A 15,833-nucleotide genomic window follows, 5' to 3' on the forward strand; every position below is an offset into this window, starting at 1 on the left:
TCTTTTATTGTCACGTTGCGCATAGTTCTCTCTTTGTTTATTGAAGGATCTAACGTTTGGTTAAGGGGCGGGCTTTAGCCCGTCCCCGAGTGAGCGGAGCGAACGACTTGAACCACTTGTTAGAGGCAGCCGATGGGCTCGTAAACCACCTCGAACTCTGAGCCTAGCTCTGCTTGTAACTCCACGGACAGTGCTAATGCTGTTTTCTCAAAACTAGCATATTCATCCGCGCTCCAAGGGCCGGGGTCAGGCGGATACTCCCAATTCAAGGCGGTGTCATGCAACTGTGAAAGGCTATTTAGTTTTTCGCGTGAAAGGTCACTAATAGGTAACAGTTCTTCTACAGGGCCTACATCGAATTTCTTTAAAGCGGCCTCGTTACCGCACCATAAAGACCCGCCGCCCCATTCAAACATCAACCTGATGCGATAAACGCCTGACATGGATGTGGTCTCTAACGATTAAGCTAAGGGGCTGGCTTTAGCCAGTCCCAGCGAACGAAGTGAGCGATTTGAGCGCATTGTTGTGCATCAGTGCTCCGTACCGGCGTATATCCACATTGGCTCTGTTTTACCTGCTCTGCAAAAACCAAGGGTCCGATAAAACTCAATGGCATCTCCGTCAGCTGTTAACATTAGCTGATGGAAACCTGCGTACTTACTGAGCATGGCTTGCATCATTTTTTTTCCGATACCCTGGCCTTGAAAATTTGGATGAACCAGCATGTGAGGAAAGTAGGCGACAAGATGTCCATCAGAGATTGCGTTACCAATACCAACAAGCCTGCCATCAAGCCTAGCGGTGACAAGTGTGTGTGAGTTGCGCAGTGCCGGTAATAGTTGATCTGGCTTTTGGGCGGATGACCATTCGTTGGCTGTGTATAACGCAATAACTTCATCTTGCGTAATTTCGTCTTGCATTGATATTTTGAGTTGCATGGTGCTTCCTTGCGTTTGGTGCACAACGTTTGGTTAAGGGGCGGGCTTTAGCCCGTCCCAGTGAGCGAAGCGAACGATTTGAACCACTTGTTAGGTGCGCTATACACAAAACGCTAGCGCTATTAGTGCTGACTGACCTTTTTCGGTACAACGATAGTTAACAAAGGCAGTACATTCAACTAGCGCTGAGAACTGTTCAGGGCAACGCTCTTTGAATTCTCTAGAATTTTCAATTAAAACTGTAAGTGTTTCACCAGGCTTGATATGTGCCTTTGTCATTTCTGAATCAGGGTCATCGAGATATGAAAGACAATCAATCCACGCATTCATATTGGCACCGTAAAAATCGGGGAAGCCAAATACCTCAGAGAACACTGCATGAAAGCTGCTCCAATCGATAATTCTGTTTGCATCGATGCGTATCAAAGCTTGTGCACCTAACGTTTGGTTAAGGGGCGGGCTTTAGCCCGTCCCAGTGAGCGAAGCGAACGATTTGAACCATTTGTTAGAAGCGGCTATATGACCCAGAGAATATTCTGCTCTTCGATAGAGATCTGTATGCATTCATATCCATCGTTGCCTGCAATTAGCTGCATCTCTATTCCATTTTCTAAGCTCAAAATAATGCTGTTTTCTTGAAGTTGCCAATTGACCATGGCGCGGTTAAAAACCTCATAGAAGGTTGCATCAGGCCATGAGCCTTCTTCCCACTGCCCGATAATCTTGCCATCAGATTTGAGAACGACTCGCGACTGAATATTGAAATTGACCTTGCCGAAGCTGAATTGGATATCGAATGGCCCAATCCGGAGCTGCGTTGTGCATTGGCCTATTGCTTCCGACAAGTCTAGTTTTTTGGGTATTTGATACATAGCTTCTAACGTTTGGTTAAGGGGCGGGCTTTAGCCCGTCCCAGCGAACGGAGTGAGCGGCTTGAACCGCTTGTTAGGCAGCGGAGCAAACCGGGCCTCGGTGGCTGATGCCGCACAGTGGCCGAACGGCTTCGAGGGTTCAAGCCAGCACGTGAGGACTGAATCACACCGCTGTATGCCTCTGGTCGCCATACCCGGAGCCAAGGCGAGCACAGACGACGCACTAGATGGAAACGCAACGGACGCGTATGGAAAGAGGTACATGCGGCGGCGAGACAAACTTCCATGTATGCACGAGCCTAAAAAAGAAATGACGCCTAACGTTTAGGTTAAGGGGCTGCGGCACGCAGTCCCAGAGAGCGAAGCGAACGATTTGAACCGATTGTTAGGCGGCAAGATATTGAACTACTGCTGCAGCGAGCAAAATTAGAAAGCATGGGTGGGAGCATAGAATAACTGAACGAATAAATTTTATTATTGAAACCCTGCGCAGTACGGCATGCGAGGTCGAAGTGCCAGGACTTATTTGAGATGCTTTTACTCCGCGTGAAATCCAAGAGTCCAAGCTTGGGATCATGTGTTTGTGAACTGCCGGCGCAAGAATTAAAGAGAATAAAAGAAAAGCAGCACCGACTGGTAAAAAATAGAAAACGGCTGGAAGCTTTATTCCTGCGCCATAGACATCGTAAAAATACTTCACTACAAATGCTGCGCCGGGTAATCCAAAGGCGTACGAAAGCTGAGCAAGTGTTCTTAAGTTCCCGGCGAGCGAAGTATCTATGGTTTTCATGTATAGCCTAACGTTTGGTTAAGGGGCTGGCTTTAGCCAGTCCCAGCGAACGAAGTGAGCGGCTTGAACCGCTTGTTAGGCAGCGGAGCATAGCGGGCCTCGCTGGCTGATACCGCGAATGGCTGAGTGGATTCGAACGTTCAAACCAATACGTGCTGACTGATTCACACCGCTGCATGCTCCTTGTTGCCGGACTCGGAGCCAAAGCGCGCAAACGACGCGCTAGCGGGCAATGCGACGGATGCGTATTGAAAGAGTAACGGGCGGCGGCGAAACAAACTTCCATGTATGCACGAGCCTTAAACGAAAATGACGCCTAACGTTTGGTTAAGGGGCGGGCTTTAGCCCGTCCCAGTGAGCGAAGCGAACGGTTTGAACCACTAGTTAGGCAAAACATAGCTCGCATGAGGCCTCTTCCGCCTGCAGTCGTATGGCAAGGCCTGACTGGAATCGTAGAACTAAGTGATGATCTTGAGGGAAGTCGTCGGTAAGGTAGAAGTCTTTGGTCAATGCTTCAGGCTCTACTACCCCAATAGATTCTATACAGTCATCTTCTGTGTAAGGCATTTTAGGATCGCGCTCTTGAACTGAAAAGTGACTGATGCGTACAAAATTTAAACAGATTCTATTGGGCTCTTCGGGTGACACCCATGACTCAGATCTTTTTGAGAATTCTAAGATTACGCGCCGATCATTTATTTGGTATTTGAAGAAGTCTAGGCTATAAAAGTTATGCAAATCATAAGCGCGCTCATCTACCTCAACCTCGATGTGCCCGAAAATGAAGCCTCTGCAATGCATGATGTGTTTGCCTAACGTTTGGTTAAGGGGCCGGCTTTAGCCGGTCCCGAGTGAGCGTATCGAACGGCTTGAACCAGTTGTTAGCGGTTAAACACCCAGGGATTGCTGCGGGTTTCCACAGTCAATGACATGGAAGCCAATAGTCTCGCTATCTAACCTTTTATGATCAACCAATGGGCGTACCTTGAATACAACACCTTCGATATCTGCAATTTTTTGCATTTTTTGACGAATTTGCTCATCCCAGGTAACACTGAATCTTTCATTGTCAGAGATTATGCTGCCGCGATGTGAGCTAAATGCAACCATATCAAGGCGGCCAATTATATTAAGGGTTGTAGGCAGCTCTTGTTTTTGCTTGCCAGTGATGTTCTTTTGATTTTGGTTAAGTACAAACTCTTCTGTTTCAGAGCTTATGCTTATGTACTCGACTTGCGTGCCGTTCATTTGATTTAGCAGATGATTAACAGGTGCGCGTGTTAGCTGTGCTGCCCAGAGTATTTTTGGGTCGTTGATTGTTATTACGCCATTTCCACTGCTATGGACATTTGAATTGTTGACCTTTGATAGGGCGTTAAAGCTGTTGGATATGTTGATGTTTACCGTGATGCCTTTCTCTATAAGCTCTGATGCTTTTTCTCTGAGTGTTACGGCATCTCTTAAGAGGCTCACAACTACGGATGATAAAGCTTGCCCGCCATCAGCGGCAAATGCTGCAATGAATTCTTTGTGTTCTAATGCGAAATTAACAAGCAACTCAATTGAGCCGGAATTTATTTGAACGTCATAATTTAATTGATTTTTAAGGTCTGGCGTGACCTGCCTTTTTCCGATTTGTACTGCAACCAATCCATCTAGAATTTTTCTATAGTTAGAGATTAAGTTTTCAAGAGCCCTTAGGTCGTAGACTCCGTTAGAGAATGCGTCGCCTTTTGCATAGATTCTTAAATCTTGATCCATAACTACCGAATTCCCTTTTAACTGCTAACTATAATTAGACACCAAGTGGTGTATAAGACGCCGAACGGGCGTGGTGTATAACATTCCTTGTCATCCTCACTCTCCTTGTCTAGGCTGGGCGATTCCGAGGGATGATGAATGTATAAGGGAGTTATACACCATGGATGGAAAGCCGCGATTGCTCGATCAGGTCCGGGACCAGATCAGGCTGAAACACTACTCGATCAGAACTGAGCGCGTCTATTGCGAGTGGATCAAGCGCTACGTACGGTTTCACAATTATCGCCACCCGCTGGAGATGGGCGCTCCGGAAGTCGAAGCCTTTCTTTCCGATCTTGCGGTTCGCCGTGATGTATCTGCATCTACGCAGAACCAGGCGCTTGCCGCGCTGTTGTTTCTTTATAAGCAAGTGCTCAAGCAGGATTTGCCCTGGTTGGGGGAGGTCGTACGTGCCAAGAAACCCGCGCGCCTCCCGGTTGTGCTTTCTATTAGCGAAGTGCAACAGATTCTCGGGCTCCTCAATGGTGAAGTCGGGCTCATTGCGCGGCTTCTATATGGAGGTGGGCTTCGCCTGATGGAAGGCGTCCGGCTGAGAGTCAAGGATGTGGATTTCTCACGTAACGAGATCGTCATCCGCGACGGTAAAGGTCAGAAAGATCGAGTCACGGTGATGCCGGCAAGTTTGGTTGCACCGCTCAGGCAACACATCGCACGGGTGCGCTCGCTCCATCAGCTGGAGCTGGCGGATGGGCGCGGCGATGTTTATCTGCCTCATGCCTTGGCGCGCAAATATCCCCATGCGCGCTGGGAGTGGGCTTGGCAGTACGTATTCCCAGCGTTAGGTCTGTCAGTCGATCCGCGCAGCGGTGCGGTGCGGCGGCACCACCTGGACGAAAAGCGGGTGCAGCGTGCATTCAAGCGTGCGGTAAAGGAATCCGGGCTGGCCAAGCTGGCAACCCCTCATACGCTGCGCCACAGCTTTGCGACGCATTTGTTGGAAAGCGGGCAGGACATCCGCACGGTGCAGGAGCTGCTTGGTCATGCGGATGTGAAAACAACGATGATCTACACCCACGTACTCAACCGAGGTGGTTTGGCGGTGCTGAGTCCGTTGGACCGTATATAGAGTCGTGGTAATCAGCCGTTCTCGTCTGCTGAGCATCCTAAATGGTGCGGTACTCGATGGATCTTGGCCGCTCGTTCGCTGCGGTAATTCCCGGATCGCAAACGACAAGGGCCGATGGTGAGTGCGGTGCTTGAAGCACCGTCTCGGGAAGCGGTTAACCCACTTCCCGAGATGCGGCTGAGGGGCGGTTACAGCTCGATGGAAATACCGGCTTGCAGGGTGCGCGGGGCGCCTGGGTAGGCCCAGATGTTGCCCCAGGCGCGTTCGTCGTATTTCTCGTCGAGGACGTTGTCGAGGTTGAGGTTGAGGCGGATGCGGTCGGTGAGCGGGTAGTAGGCGAGCAGGTCGACCACGGTGTAGGCGCCCATGTCGAATGCCGTGTTGGACGTGCTGCCTTTGCGCGAGCTGACGTACTTCACGCCAACCCCGAGGCCCAAACCGTCCAGTGCACCGTTGTCGAACTCGTAAGTGTCGAGCAGGTTGAAGCTGTGCTCCGGTACGTTGGCCAGGCGGCTACCTACCGGCATGGCGGCGCTGTTGCTTTCGGTGACTTCGGCATCAACGTAGGCATAGCCGCCGATCACTCGCCATTGCGGGGTGATGTTGCCGGCGATGCTTAGGTCGAAGCCGCGGCTGCGGACTTCACCGGCTGCGATCTGGAAGTTGCTGTCGACCGGGTCGGAGGTCAGCACGTTTTCCTTGGTGATGTGGAACAGCGCAGCGGTCACGCTGAGGTTGTGCTCGGGCAGCTCGTACTTCACGCCTGTTTCGTAGGCGATGCCTTCTTCGGGGTCGAATGCCTGGCTGCTGCGGTCGGCGCCGCGGTTGGGTTTGAACGAGCGGGAGGCGTTGGCGTACACGGCCAGCGCGTCGGTCAGGTCATAGATGGCGCCGAGGCGTGGCGACACGGCGTTATGTGCCTGGTCCCAGCTACCGGCGGCCGCCAACTTATCGGAATAGCTCTGCTCGAAGCGCTCCAGGCGTGCGCCCAGTTGCAGGGTGAAACGGTCGGTCAGCTCGACCTGATCCTGCATGTAGAAGGCATAGGATTTCAGGTCTTCGGTATCGAAGGTCGTGGTCCGGGTGATGGCCGGGAGTGGCTGACCGTAGACCGGTTGATAGATGTCGAGTGGGAAGTCGCCGAGCCCGCCAGCGGAACGATCGATGCGGGAGTTGTAGTTGAAGTCGTCGTACTCGACGCCCGTCAACAATGTATGGGCAAACCCCAGCGCGTTGAAGCGACCTTCGAGGTTGGCTTGAACGGCGAAGTCGTTCCATTCCAGCCAGCGTTCGCTGTAGTTACGCCCAACGGTGCGGCCATCGGCGCCAAGCCCGTTGTTCTCCACCGCGCCGCCTTCCAGGGTGCCGTCGAGGTACTGCACGCCGCCGCGCAGGGTCCATTGATCATCCAGCAAATGTTCGATGCGCAGCTGGGTCGTGGCGTTTTCATTGGCGAACTTGCCGGCGCTTTCCTCACCGAGGAAGCGGTCGCGTGGCAGCTGGCTGGACTGAGTGGAATAACGCGTTACGCCACGGTCGAGCGGGTGGCGGTTATGCATGTAATCGCCTTCGAGAATGATCGCAGTGGCGTCACTCAGGTCCCAGCGCAGCACGGGGGCGATGTTGTAGCGCTCGCTTTCAACGTGGTCGCGGAAGCTGTCGGCGCCTTCGGCTACCAGATTGAGGCGATAGGTGAACTCGGCCTGCTCGTCCAATGCGCCGGTGGTGTCCAGCGTGCCGCGGCGCAGCCCTTCGGTATTGAACTGGGTGCCCAGCACGGTGCGGCGTTCGGCCTGCGGTTGTTTGCTGACAATATTGAAGGTGCCGCCCGGGTCGCCACGGCCGTAGAGCATGGAGGCCGGGCCGCGCAGTACTTCGATCCGCTCGAGCGTGGCGGCGTCCGGCATGTTGGGGTAGCCGCGGTTGATGGCGAAGCCGTTGCGGTAGAACTCCTGGGAGCTGAAGCCTCGCACTAGGAATTCGGTCAGCCCCTGCCCGCCGAAGTTGTTGCCGCGCTCGACGCCACCGGCATAGTCCAGCGCGTCCTCCAGACGGATCGCGCCAATGTCTTGCACCACTTGCCCTGGAACGACGCTGATCGCCTGCGGGATTTCATGGATGGGCGTGTCGGTGCGCGTCGCACTGGCCGAGCGGGTGGCGCGATAGCCGTCTACCGGGCCGTCGGCGCGCTCGGATTGCGAGGCAGTCACCTCCATCTGTTCGAGCGCGATGGGCTCGCTGGTTGATCCCGTTTGTTCAGCAGCGTAGGCCGTAGCGGCAAGCGCCTGGAGCGACAGCACAGGCACGAGAAGTCGACGCATTGTTGGTGTTCCTTGCAGATGGTTCGAGCGGAGGGGCGCAGATTCTATAGATGATGCAAATCATTATCAATTAGCGGTGACTGCCAGGTCACTGGTTGGTGTGCATCTGGCCATCCGCAGCTCTGCTACAGACGTCGCCCGCTTTTCGAGCTTCGCGCACAAACCAAGTGCTCCGAACCGGACCAGTTGATCCGTTTTTCGCTCGCTCAAACGCTAAGTCTCTGATCCTTATGTGAATCGGTCGAGTGGCACGCTTTCTGCTCTCTTCTAGATCGTTGCCCCAGCGTGCAAGCGTGGCGACGAGATGAATACAGAGAAGCGCCCGCGCCATCGGCGACGCGCTCAGGTTTCAGCCTTGCGTCAGAGGAGTGCGTCATCCATGACTCTGCAATACGTTCCCATCATCGACCTGGCGCCGTATTTCGCCGGCACGCCGGAGGGCAAGGCCCAGGTAGCCAACGCCGTTGACCAGGCCTGTCGCGACATCGGTTTTCTGGTCATCACTAACCACCAGATTCCCATCGAACTGATCGAGCGCGTGTCGCGGCTGACGCGGCAGTTCTTCGCCTTGCCGTTGCCGGAAAAGCGCAAGGTCGACCGGCCCAGCCCGGAAATGGTGCGCGGCTACAGCGCCATCGCCGAGGAGAGCCTGTCCTATTCGATGGAGGAGGCCGCGCCAGGCGATCTCAAGGAATCTTTTTCCATCGGGCCTAGCGATGTGCCGGATGAGGACTACTACCGTTGCGCCGCAGCCGGTCCGCATTTCGCGCCGAATGTCTGGCCCACCGGCATCGAGGGTTTCGAGCAGGCCTATCGCGAATACTTCGCTGCTATGAGTGAGCTTTCCCAGTCGCTGATGCGCATCTTCGCCCTGGCGCTGGAGCTGCCGGAAGCCTTCTTCGACGACAAGATCGACAAGCACATCAGCATGTTCCGCAGCCTCAGCTACCCGGACGTGAAGGGCGCGGTGGAGCCCGGGCAATTGCGCGCCAGCGCCCACACCGATTACGGCAGCCTGACCATCGTCAAGCCGGACAACGCGCTGGGCGGCCTGCAGGCGCGCAACCGCCAGTGCGAGTGGGTGGACGTGCCCTATGTGGAGAACGGATTCGCCGTGAACATCGGCGACCTGATGATGCAGTGGACCAACGATCAGTGGATTTCCACGCTGCATCGGGTGGTCAATCCGCCTGAGGACAGCCCTGCCGACAACGGGCGACAGTCACTGGTGTTCTTCCACCAGCCCAACTATGACGCGCTGATCGAGTGCTTGCCGGGTTGCCTGGCCGAGGGCGAAGCGCCACGCCACGCGCCGGTCACCTCCGGCGACAACCTGCTCTCCAAGTTCGTCAAGCAGACCACCTTCGGCAAAGGCCTGGAGGTCGCATGAGCACGCTTTCCTACGTCAACGTCTTCGCCCGCGACATCGAGGCCCTGAGCGGCTTCTACCGCGAGCTGTTCGGCTTCAGGAACATTCCCGAGATCGCGTCGCCGATCTTTCGCGGGCTGGATACCGGCAAGAGCTGCATCGGATTCAACGCGCCGGAAGCCTATGAACTGCTGCATCTGGACGAATTCGCCGACACCCGCGGCTGCAAGTTCCTGCTGAATATCGACGTCGATTCGAAAGAAGAGGTCGACCGCCTGGTGCCCATTGCCGCCGCCATGGGCGCGACGCTGATCAAGGCGCCTTACGAAACCTATTACCACTGGTACCAAGCCGTGCTGCTGGACCCCGAGAAAAACGTGTTCCGCATCAACCACATGCTTTGACGATCCCACCATCAGGAAATTAAAAATGCTGAATAAGTTCATGAAACGGACCTTGTGTGCGGCGGTGGCTCTCGGCCTGGCGGCGACTGTTGGCGCCGCCTCGGCGCAGGAAGGGCAGGGGCTGACGCTCGATAAACCGGCGAAGATCGCCATGCTCTACATCAGCCCGCGCAACGACGGCGGCTGGACCCAGGCCTTCGATGAAGCGCGGCAAAAGCTCGAAACCGAGCTGGATACAAAGATTCAGTACGTCGAGAGCGTGCCGGAGAATGCCTCCTCGATCCGCCCGGCCGTGGACCGGCTGATCCAGCGCGGCGCCAACGTGATCATTGGCACCGCATTCGGCTACTCGGACACCTTCAAGGAGTTAGCCGACAAGTATCCGGACGTGGCCTTCCTTAACGGTTCGGGCACCACCAACAGCGGCAACCTCGAATCCTTCTACGGGCGCACATACGAGAGCCAGTATCTGTGCGGCATGGCAGCGGGCGCGGCGTCGAAGACCGGCAAGCTCGGCTTTGTCGCGGCCAATCCCTTCGGTCAGGTGAACTGGACGGTCAACGCCTTTGCCCTCGGCGCCCAGCAGATCAACCCGGACGCCACCGTCACCGTGGTCTACACCGGCGCCTGGAACGACCCGGTCAAGGAGCGCGCCGCCGCTATGGCGCTGATCGACTCCGGCGCTGACGTGCTCGGCCAGCACGTCGACAGCCCGACGCCGCAAATCGTCGCCCAGGAGCGCGGCGTACATGGCACCGGGCACCATCGCGACATGCGCGAGTTCGCCCCGGACGCCACCGTCTGCTCCTCGGTCTGGGTGTGGGACAAGTTTCTCGCGCCGGAGCTGAAGAAGATCAGCGCCGGTAACTGGACGCCGCCTGAGAACGGCGCGCTGCTGTCCATGGCCGAAGGCGGTACCGATGCGGCCTGCTGCGGCCCGGCGGTTTCCGAAGCAGATAAGGCCAAGATCATGGATGCCCGCGAAGAGCTGCTCAAAGGCGAGAAGAAGATCTACGCCGGCCCGATGCTCGACCGTGACGGCACAGAGCGCATCGCCGCCGGTGAGGTCATGGCCGACCCTGCGTTGTGGCAGATGGACTGGTTCGTCAAGGGAGTGATCACCCAGCAATGAGCAACCTCAACGCGATCCAGCTGACCGGGGTGAGCAAGTCGTTCGACGGCTTCATGGCCCTGTCCCAGGCGGACTTCACCGCTAAGTGGGGCGAAGTGCACGCGCTGCTCGGCGAGAACGGCGCGGGCAAATCCTCGCTGATGAATATCGCCGCCGGCCTCTATGCACCGGAAAGCGGATCGCTGCTGATCGACGACAACCCGGTGCGCTTGAGCGGCCCGCGGGATGCGAGCCGCTACCACATCGGCATGGTTCACCAGCATTTCAAGCTGGTGAAGCCCTTTACCGTGGCCGAGAACATCCAGCTGGGGCTGCCCGTGGGGCCCGGCAATCATGCTTTCGCGGGCAGCCACCGACAACGGCTGGCGGCTTTGGAACAGCGGATCAGTGACAAGGCGGCAGAGCTGGGTTTCACCATCGACCCGCGCAAGGTCACCGAGTCGCTGTCGGTGGCCGAGCAGCAGCGGGTGGAAATTCTCAAGGTGCTGCTGGCCGGCGCGAGGATCCTGATCCTCGACGAGCCGACAGCGGTACTCACCGATCAGGAAGCCGAGCGTTTGCTGGAAACGGTGCGCGCCTTTGCTCGCCAGGGCGCGGCGGTGATCCTGGTCACTCACAAGATGAGTGACGTGAAGCGCTTCGCCGACCGCGTCACCGTGATGCGCGGCGGGCGGACGATTCAAACCCTCGATCCGCAAACGGTCTCGGTGCCCGAACTCGTCCGCCTGACCGTGGGCGAGTCCGCACCGGCCAGCGAGTATCAACCGGCGACACCGGGCGAGGTACGGCTGCAAGTGCGTGATCTCAGATCGACCGGCGCGGGCGGGCATGGCGCACTCAATGGCGTGACGCTGAGCCTGCGGGCTGGCGAGATCTACGGCATCGCCGGTGTTGGCGGGAACGGCCAGAGTGAGTTGGCCAATGTGCTGATGGGTTTGCCGGAACCCTGCGAAGGCGCGTTGGAATTGACCGGTTTTGGCGATCTGCGCCGGGCCAGCCCTGAGCAGCGCCGGGAGTTGCGCATCGCCTCGATCCCGGCCGACCGCTACGGCACGGCGCTGGCTGGCGAGCTGTCAGTGGCCGAGAACTTCGGTGTCGGGCAGATCCACAGTGGGCGCTATGGTTCGTTCTTCAATCTCCGGCGCAAGCGTCTGGAGGCTGAGGCCGCCGATGCGGTGGCCGGGTTCGACGTGCAGGGCGTGCGCTCGCTGAAGCAAAAGGCTGCGCTGCTCTCCGGTGGCAACGCGCAGAAACTGGTGATCGCCCGCGAATTCTCCCGCGATCCGCAACTGGTGTTGGTACATAGCCCCAGTCGCGGGCTGGACGTACGCGCCACCGCTGCCGTGCATGGCCGCCTACGCGCCGCCCGCGATGCCGGCGCGGCCGTCTTGGTGATCAGCGAAGACCTCGACGAAGTGCTGGCGCTGGCGGATCGAATCGGCGTGATGAACGCCGGGCGCATCGTCGCCGAGTTCGACCGGCCCGCGGATCGCCAGGCCATTGGTAGGGCGATGGTCAGCCATGGAGAGCTGGGTCATGGAGCGTTGAGCCATGACGAACAGGATCACGGAGCGCTGCGGGTTGAGTGAGCCTCAGGCATCGGTGCGCGAGCGTCGGGCGAATAAATTCGCCCCTACAGCTACCTCGGCGCTGCGGCTTCCACGATTTGTAGGGGCGAACTTGTTCGCCCAAAGGGCACGGGTAGGGCGCAGGGAAACGGGGGAATAAATTCGCCCCTACCGGTAGTTCGGCGTTGCGGCTGACACGAATTGTAGGGGCGAACTTGTTCGCCCAAAGGGCACGACACATCCCCGTCGGGTACGGCGCAGGGAAACGGGCGAATAAATTCGCCCCTACAGGTGCCTCGGCGGTGCGGCTGACATGAATTGTAGGGGCGAACTTGTTCGCCCAAAGGGCACGGCACATCCCCGTTGGGTACGGCGCAGAGAGCGGGCGAATAAATTCGCCCCTACGGGTAGCGCGGCCGTGCGGCTGACACGAATTGTAGGGGCGAACTTGTTCGCCCAAAGGGCAAGACACATCACGATTGGGTGGATGAGGAGAGCAGGCGAATAAATTCGCCTGTAGCGGTCGGCAATCAGAAACGGGACGACGCGAGATGAGCCATGAATGAACAGGTACGTCCGATGATGCTTGAGCAGGCCGCGAAGGCGTCGAAACAGCCGCTGATGTCGCGGCGTTACGCACTGGAGATCCGCCAGCAACTTGCTTGGCACTGGCAGGCGCTGATCATTGCCGCGGCGCTGGTGCTTGGTTTGGGCATCTCTGCCGCGATTCTGATCGGCGCTGGCGTGCCGGCCGGCGAGCTGCTCAATGAGTTCGTCATTCTCACGGTGTTCGATGCGCAGAGCCTGAAAGCGGTCTTGTTTCAGGCATCGCCGATGATCCTCGTCGGCCTGGCCGGTTGCATGGCGTTTCGCGCCAAGTTCTGGAACCTCGGGCTGGAGGGTCAGATGATCTGGGGCGCCATCGGAGCGACGGCAATCTCGCTGTTCGAGATCGGCCCGCAGGCGCTGCGTCTGCCCTTGATGCTCGCAGCGGCGATCTTTTGCGGGCTGCTCTGGGCGCTGGCGCCGGTGTTGCTCAAGCTGCGGCTAAAGGTTAACGAGATCATCTCGACACTGATGCTCAACTACCTGGCGATCAACTTCCTGCTGCACCTTCTATATGGCAGCTGGAAGGACCCGAAAAGCTCGTTCCCTTATTCGCCACAATTCCAGCCGTTCGAGCGCCTGCCCGAGCTGTTCGATGGCGTCAGCGCGGCGGTGCCACTGGCGGTAGTCGTTGCGCTGCTGGCGCTGTGGTTTCTCGGCATTTCCCGCGCCGGGCTCTACCTGCGCTTTGTCGATGCCAACCCGCGTGTGGCGGGCGCGGTGGGCGTGCCGGTGCAGAAGATGATCATCGGCACAGTGCTGATTTCCGGTGCCATGGCCGGGATCGCCGGGTTTCTCGTCACGGCCGGGCAGGAGGGGCGGCTGACCCAGTCGTTCTATCAGGGCTACGGCTTCTCCGGCATCCTCATCGCCTTTCTGGCGCGCAACAACCCGATGGCGGCGCTGGTGGTTGCGCTGTTGATGGCGATGCTCTTCGTCGCCGGGCGCAGCCTGCAGGTGTTCTACCAGATCCCGTTTTCCATGGTGCAGCTGATCCAGGCGATCCTGGTGATCTGCGTCGCCTCCTCGGATTTCTTTATCCGCCACCGTATCCGCCGCGTTCAGGGAGGCGAAAGCTGATGGACATGATCGCCAACTGGCTAGGCAACACACCGGACTTCGCCGTGCCTTTCGCCCTCGCGGCGCTGGGGCTGATTCTCACGGAACGGGCGGGCGTCCTGGCGCTGGGCGCCGAAGGGCTGATGCTGGTCGGTGCGCTGGCTGGGATTGGCGCGCAACTGGCGTTCGGCAGCCACGGCACTTCGCTGCTGATGGCGATGGGCGCGGCTGCCGTGGTGTCGCTGCTGTTCGCACTGATGGTGCTGGTGCTGCGCATCAATCAGGTGATCGCAGGACTGGCGCTGGTGTTCTTCTGCCAGGGGCTGACCGGCCTGCTCGGCACCTTGCTGAACTGGACTAACAAGCCGGTCAAGGGTCTTGGCGCGGTGGAGCTGTGGCCGCTGTCGGAGCTGCCTTTGCTGGGAAAAGTCTTCGTGCAGAACCCGCTGGTGTTCATGACGCCGCTGATCTTTCTTGCCGTTGTCTGGTTTCTTACCCGCACCACCACCGGCCTACGGATGCGTGCAGTCGGGGAGAACCCGCAGGCGGCGGATGCGGCCGGGATTTCCGTGCTCGGTTATCGGCTGGCAGCGATTCTTGCCGGCTCCGCGCTGATCGGCCTAGCCGGCGGTTATATCTCGGTGCTCAGCACCAAGCTGTGGATCGCCGACATGACCGGCGGCCGCGGCTGGATCGCCGTAGCGCTGGTGATTTTCGCGCGCTGGTCGCCGTGGAAGGCCCTGGCCGGTGCGCTGCTGTTCGGCTGCATCGAAGCGCTGATCCCGCAACTGGCGGCAGCCGGCGTGCGCCTGCCGCAATACTTCGTGTTGATGACGCCTTATGCCGTGACCCTGGCGGTGATGATCTGGGTTGCCAGCGGCAAGAACGTTGCTGGCAACCAGCCAGGGGCGTTGGGGATTCCCTTTATCAGGGAGGAGCGGCGGTGAGGTGGGTTCGCGAAGCAGCGTTGCATGCTGCGTGGCTGTTTGATGGGTATCGCTGCGCTCAACGCCTTCCTGCGGTGCGTTCGTGGTCGTGATCTGTAAGCGGGATCGGTCGGCGATGCCCATCGGAAGCTGATCTTTTGCCGTTGGGTATCGCGTGTTCTAGCCCAGGTTCGGTCGGGGAGCCTGGTTAGCGATCACGGTCGGTCGGCGCGCGTGTACGCGATGGGTCGTCCGCTGGCGCGGTGGCAGGTGCCGGCGGGGCAGCGGTACCGGATTCCGGCGTGGTGGGCTCGGCGCCGGGTTCGCTCGTCGGTACTGCGTTTGGCGAAGCGACGTCCTGGCCGGGCGCGCGGCAGGTCAGTTCGGCGAAAGGTTCATCGGGCGAGTACTCGCCCGGCACCCGTTCAACCCGCTGGGTATTGGGGCTCACGGAGAAGACCGGAGGAGCAGACGTATCGGCTCGCGCATCGTGGGGAACGTGGAACTCGCATGTCACGGTATCGCCGGTCTTGTTCATGACCTTCACCGCGCGAATGCCGACCAGCTCCCCGCCCGCTTCGGTAGTAGAGGTCGGAACGCCCATGGCGCTGACTTCTATGTCCAGGCCATTCAGATGACTGATCACCTCTGGCTTGGGTGTCTGGGCAATCGCAATTGGTGCGCAAAGGGCGAATCCGAGGGTGGTGAGCAGTGCCTTGGTCATGAAAACCTCCTTGAGTCGATGTTTGTTTAGAAGGGTTGGGTGGGTGTGGGTTCGGTTCTCTCTGTGCTGATTGGTTTCAAAATGCTGGATAGCGAAGGTAGCAAAGCCAGCGGAAAGGGGCACTTCGCATCCCACTGGCAATGCAGGCAGCCATCGTAGGATGGGTTGAGCGAAGCGATACCCATCACAACCGCTCGGTCTACGGATCGTCACCGACCCAACCATCTGGCAGGACCT

14 protein-coding genes and 1 pseudogene are annotated in these 15,833 nt (G+C 58.1%); 7 read left to right on the forward strand and 8 right to left on the reverse strand.

Annotation, left to right across the window (positions count from 1 at the left end; all coding sequences use genetic code 11):
• Positions 1 to 119: 119 nt before the first annotated feature.
• The 6 genes from NA619_RS24335 to NA619_RS24360 form a co-directional block, all read right to left on the reverse strand.
• Positions 120 to 443 (reverse strand): hypothetical protein, encoded by a 324-nt coding sequence (locus NA619_RS24335; protein ID WP_255964372.1) that lies wholly within the window; start codon positions 441 to 443, stop codon positions 120 to 122.
• Between the two features lie 87 nt (positions 444 to 530).
• The gene (locus NA619_RS24340; protein WP_058064875.1) at positions 531 to 938 is read right to left on the reverse strand and encodes a GNAT family N-acetyltransferase; all 408 of its coding nucleotides are present in this window, start codon (positions 936 to 938) and stop codon (positions 531 to 533) included.
• 99 nt (positions 939 to 1,037) lie between these two features.
• Positions 1,038 to 1,364 (reverse strand): barstar family protein, encoded by a 327-nt coding sequence (locus NA619_RS24345; RefSeq protein ID WP_255964373.1) that lies wholly within the window; start codon positions 1,362 to 1,364, stop codon positions 1,038 to 1,040.
• Positions 1,365 to 1,453: 89 nt separating this feature from the next.
• Positions 1,454 to 1,810 (reverse strand): hypothetical protein, encoded by a 357-nt coding sequence (locus tag NA619_RS24350; RefSeq protein ID WP_070881743.1) that lies wholly within the window; start codon positions 1,808 to 1,810, stop codon positions 1,454 to 1,456.
• A gap of 385 nt (positions 1,811 to 2,195) precedes the next feature.
• Positions 2,196 to 2,600, reverse strand: coding sequence for a hypothetical protein (locus NA619_RS24355; RefSeq protein ID WP_255964374.1), 405 nt, complete (start codon positions 2,598 to 2,600; stop codon positions 2,196 to 2,198).
• A gap of 888 nt (positions 2,601 to 3,488) precedes the next feature.
• Positions 3,489 to 4,361, reverse strand: a complete 873-nt coding sequence (locus NA619_RS24360) for a hypothetical protein (RefSeq protein ID WP_255964375.1) — start codon at positions 4,359 to 4,361, stop codon at positions 3,489 to 3,491.
• Between the two features lie 160 nt (positions 4,362 to 4,521).
• Between NA619_RS24360 and NA619_RS24365 the strand changes: the two genes are divergently transcribed.
• The gene (locus tag NA619_RS24365; protein WP_255964376.1) at positions 4,522 to 5,487 is read left to right on the forward strand and encodes an integron integrase; all 966 of its coding nucleotides are present in this window, start codon (positions 4,522 to 4,524) and stop codon (positions 5,485 to 5,487) included.
• A gap of 188 nt (positions 5,488 to 5,675) precedes the next feature.
• Here NA619_RS24365 and NA619_RS24370 read toward each other — a convergent pair whose 3' ends face one another.
• A complete protein-coding gene (locus NA619_RS24370; protein WP_255964377.1) occupies positions 5,676 to 7,808 on the reverse strand; it encodes a TonB-dependent siderophore receptor in 2,133 nt (710 codons plus the stop codon).
• A 379-nt stretch (positions 7,809 to 8,187) separates the two neighbouring features.
• Here NA619_RS24370 and NA619_RS24375 point away from each other — a divergent pair, with 379 nt between their 5' ends.
• The 6 genes from NA619_RS24375 to NA619_RS24400 all read left to right on the forward strand — a co-directional run bounded on the left by NA619_RS24375 (position 8,188) and on the right by NA619_RS24400 (position 14,893).
• Positions 8,188 to 9,198, forward strand: a complete 1,011-nt coding sequence (locus NA619_RS24375) for an isopenicillin N synthase family dioxygenase (protein ID WP_255964378.1) — start codon at positions 8,188 to 8,190, stop codon at positions 9,196 to 9,198.
• Positions 9,195 to 9,581: a VOC family protein gene (locus tag NA619_RS24380; RefSeq protein WP_102820933.1), complete on the forward strand. Its 387-nt coding sequence runs from the start codon at positions 9,195 to 9,197 to the stop codon at positions 9,579 to 9,581. The genes NA619_RS24375 and NA619_RS24380 overlap by 4 nt, the downstream gene beginning before the upstream one ends.
• Before the next feature lie 25 nt (positions 9,582 to 9,606).
• The gene (locus tag NA619_RS24385) at positions 9,607 to 10,713 is read left to right on the forward strand and encodes a BMP family ABC transporter substrate-binding protein (protein WP_255964379.1); all 1,107 of its coding nucleotides are present in this window, start codon (positions 9,607 to 9,609) and stop codon (positions 10,711 to 10,713) included.
• Positions 10,710 to 12,302 carry an ABC transporter ATP-binding protein gene (locus NA619_RS24390; protein WP_255964380.1) on the forward strand — a complete coding sequence of 531 codons (1,593 nt, stop codon included), beginning with the start codon at positions 10,710 to 10,712 and terminating at the stop codon, positions 12,300 to 12,302. Before NA619_RS24385 ends, NA619_RS24390 begins: the two co-directional genes overlap by 4 nt.
• Positions 12,303 to 12,839: 537 nt before the next feature.
• Positions 12,840 to 13,967 (forward strand): ABC transporter permease, encoded by a 1,128-nt coding sequence (locus NA619_RS24395; protein WP_255964381.1) that lies wholly within the window; start codon positions 12,840 to 12,842, stop codon positions 13,965 to 13,967.
• Positions 13,967 to 14,893: an ABC transporter permease gene (locus NA619_RS24400; protein ID WP_255964382.1), complete on the forward strand. Its 927-nt coding sequence runs from the start codon at positions 13,967 to 13,969 to the stop codon at positions 14,891 to 14,893. The genes NA619_RS24395 and NA619_RS24400 overlap by 1 nt, the downstream gene beginning before the upstream one ends.
• A gap of 337 nt (positions 14,894 to 15,230) precedes the next feature.
• Here the strand turns inward: NA619_RS24400 and NA619_RS24405 are convergent.
• A pseudogene (locus NA619_RS24405) lies at positions 15,231 to 15,596 on the reverse strand (hypothetical protein); the annotation flags it as partial.
• Between the last annotated feature and the right edge of the window lie 237 nt (positions 15,597 to 15,833).

The sequence above is a fragment of the Stutzerimonas stutzeri genome (genome assembly GCF_024448895.1).
GTDB lineage: Bacteria > Pseudomonadota > Gammaproteobacteria > Pseudomonadales > Pseudomonadaceae > Stutzerimonas > Stutzerimonas stutzeri_Q.

Bases quoted from the DNA above. Each gene is read 5' to 3' on its own strand.
- NA619_RS24335 (WP_255964372.1), bottom strand. From the start codon at position 443: ATGTCAGGCGTTTATCGCATCAGGTTGATGTTTGAATGGGGCGGCGGG.
- NA619_RS24340 (WP_058064875.1), bottom strand. From the start codon at position 938: ATGCAACTCAAAATATCAATGCAAGACGAAATTACGCAAGATGAAGTT.
- NA619_RS24350 (WP_070881743.1), bottom strand. From the start codon at position 1,810: ATGTATCAAATACCCAAAAAACTAGACTTGTCGGAAGCAATAGGCCAA.
- NA619_RS24355 (WP_255964374.1), bottom strand. From the start codon at position 2,600: ATGAAAACCATAGATACTTCGCTCGCCGGGAACTTAAGAACACTTGCT.
- NA619_RS24360 (WP_255964375.1), bottom strand. From the start codon at position 4,361: ATGGATCAAGATTTAAGAATCTATGCAAAAGGCGACGCATTCTCTAAC.
- NA619_RS24365 (WP_255964376.1), top strand. From the start codon at position 4,522: ATGGATGGAAAGCCGCGATTGCTCGATCAGGTCCGGGACCAGATCAGG.
- NA619_RS24370 (WP_255964377.1), bottom strand. From the start codon at position 7,808: ATGCGTCGACTTCTCGTGCCTGTGCTGTCGCTCCAGGCGCTTGCCGCT.
- NA619_RS24375 (WP_255964378.1), top strand. From the start codon at position 8,188: ATGACTCTGCAATACGTTCCCATCATCGACCTGGCGCCGTATTTCGCC.
- NA619_RS24380 (WP_102820933.1), top strand. From the start codon at position 9,195: ATGAGCACGCTTTCCTACGTCAACGTCTTCGCCCGCGACATCGAGGCC.
- NA619_RS24385 (WP_255964379.1), top strand. From the start codon at position 9,607: ATGCTGAATAAGTTCATGAAACGGACCTTGTGTGCGGCGGTGGCTCTC.
- NA619_RS24390 (WP_255964380.1), top strand. From the start codon at position 10,710: ATGAGCAACCTCAACGCGATCCAGCTGACCGGGGTGAGCAAGTCGTTC.
- NA619_RS24395 (WP_255964381.1), top strand. From the start codon at position 12,840: ATGAATGAACAGGTACGTCCGATGATGCTTGAGCAGGCCGCGAAGGCG.
- NA619_RS24400 (WP_255964382.1), top strand. From the start codon at position 13,967: ATGGACATGATCGCCAACTGGCTAGGCAACACACCGGACTTCGCCGTG.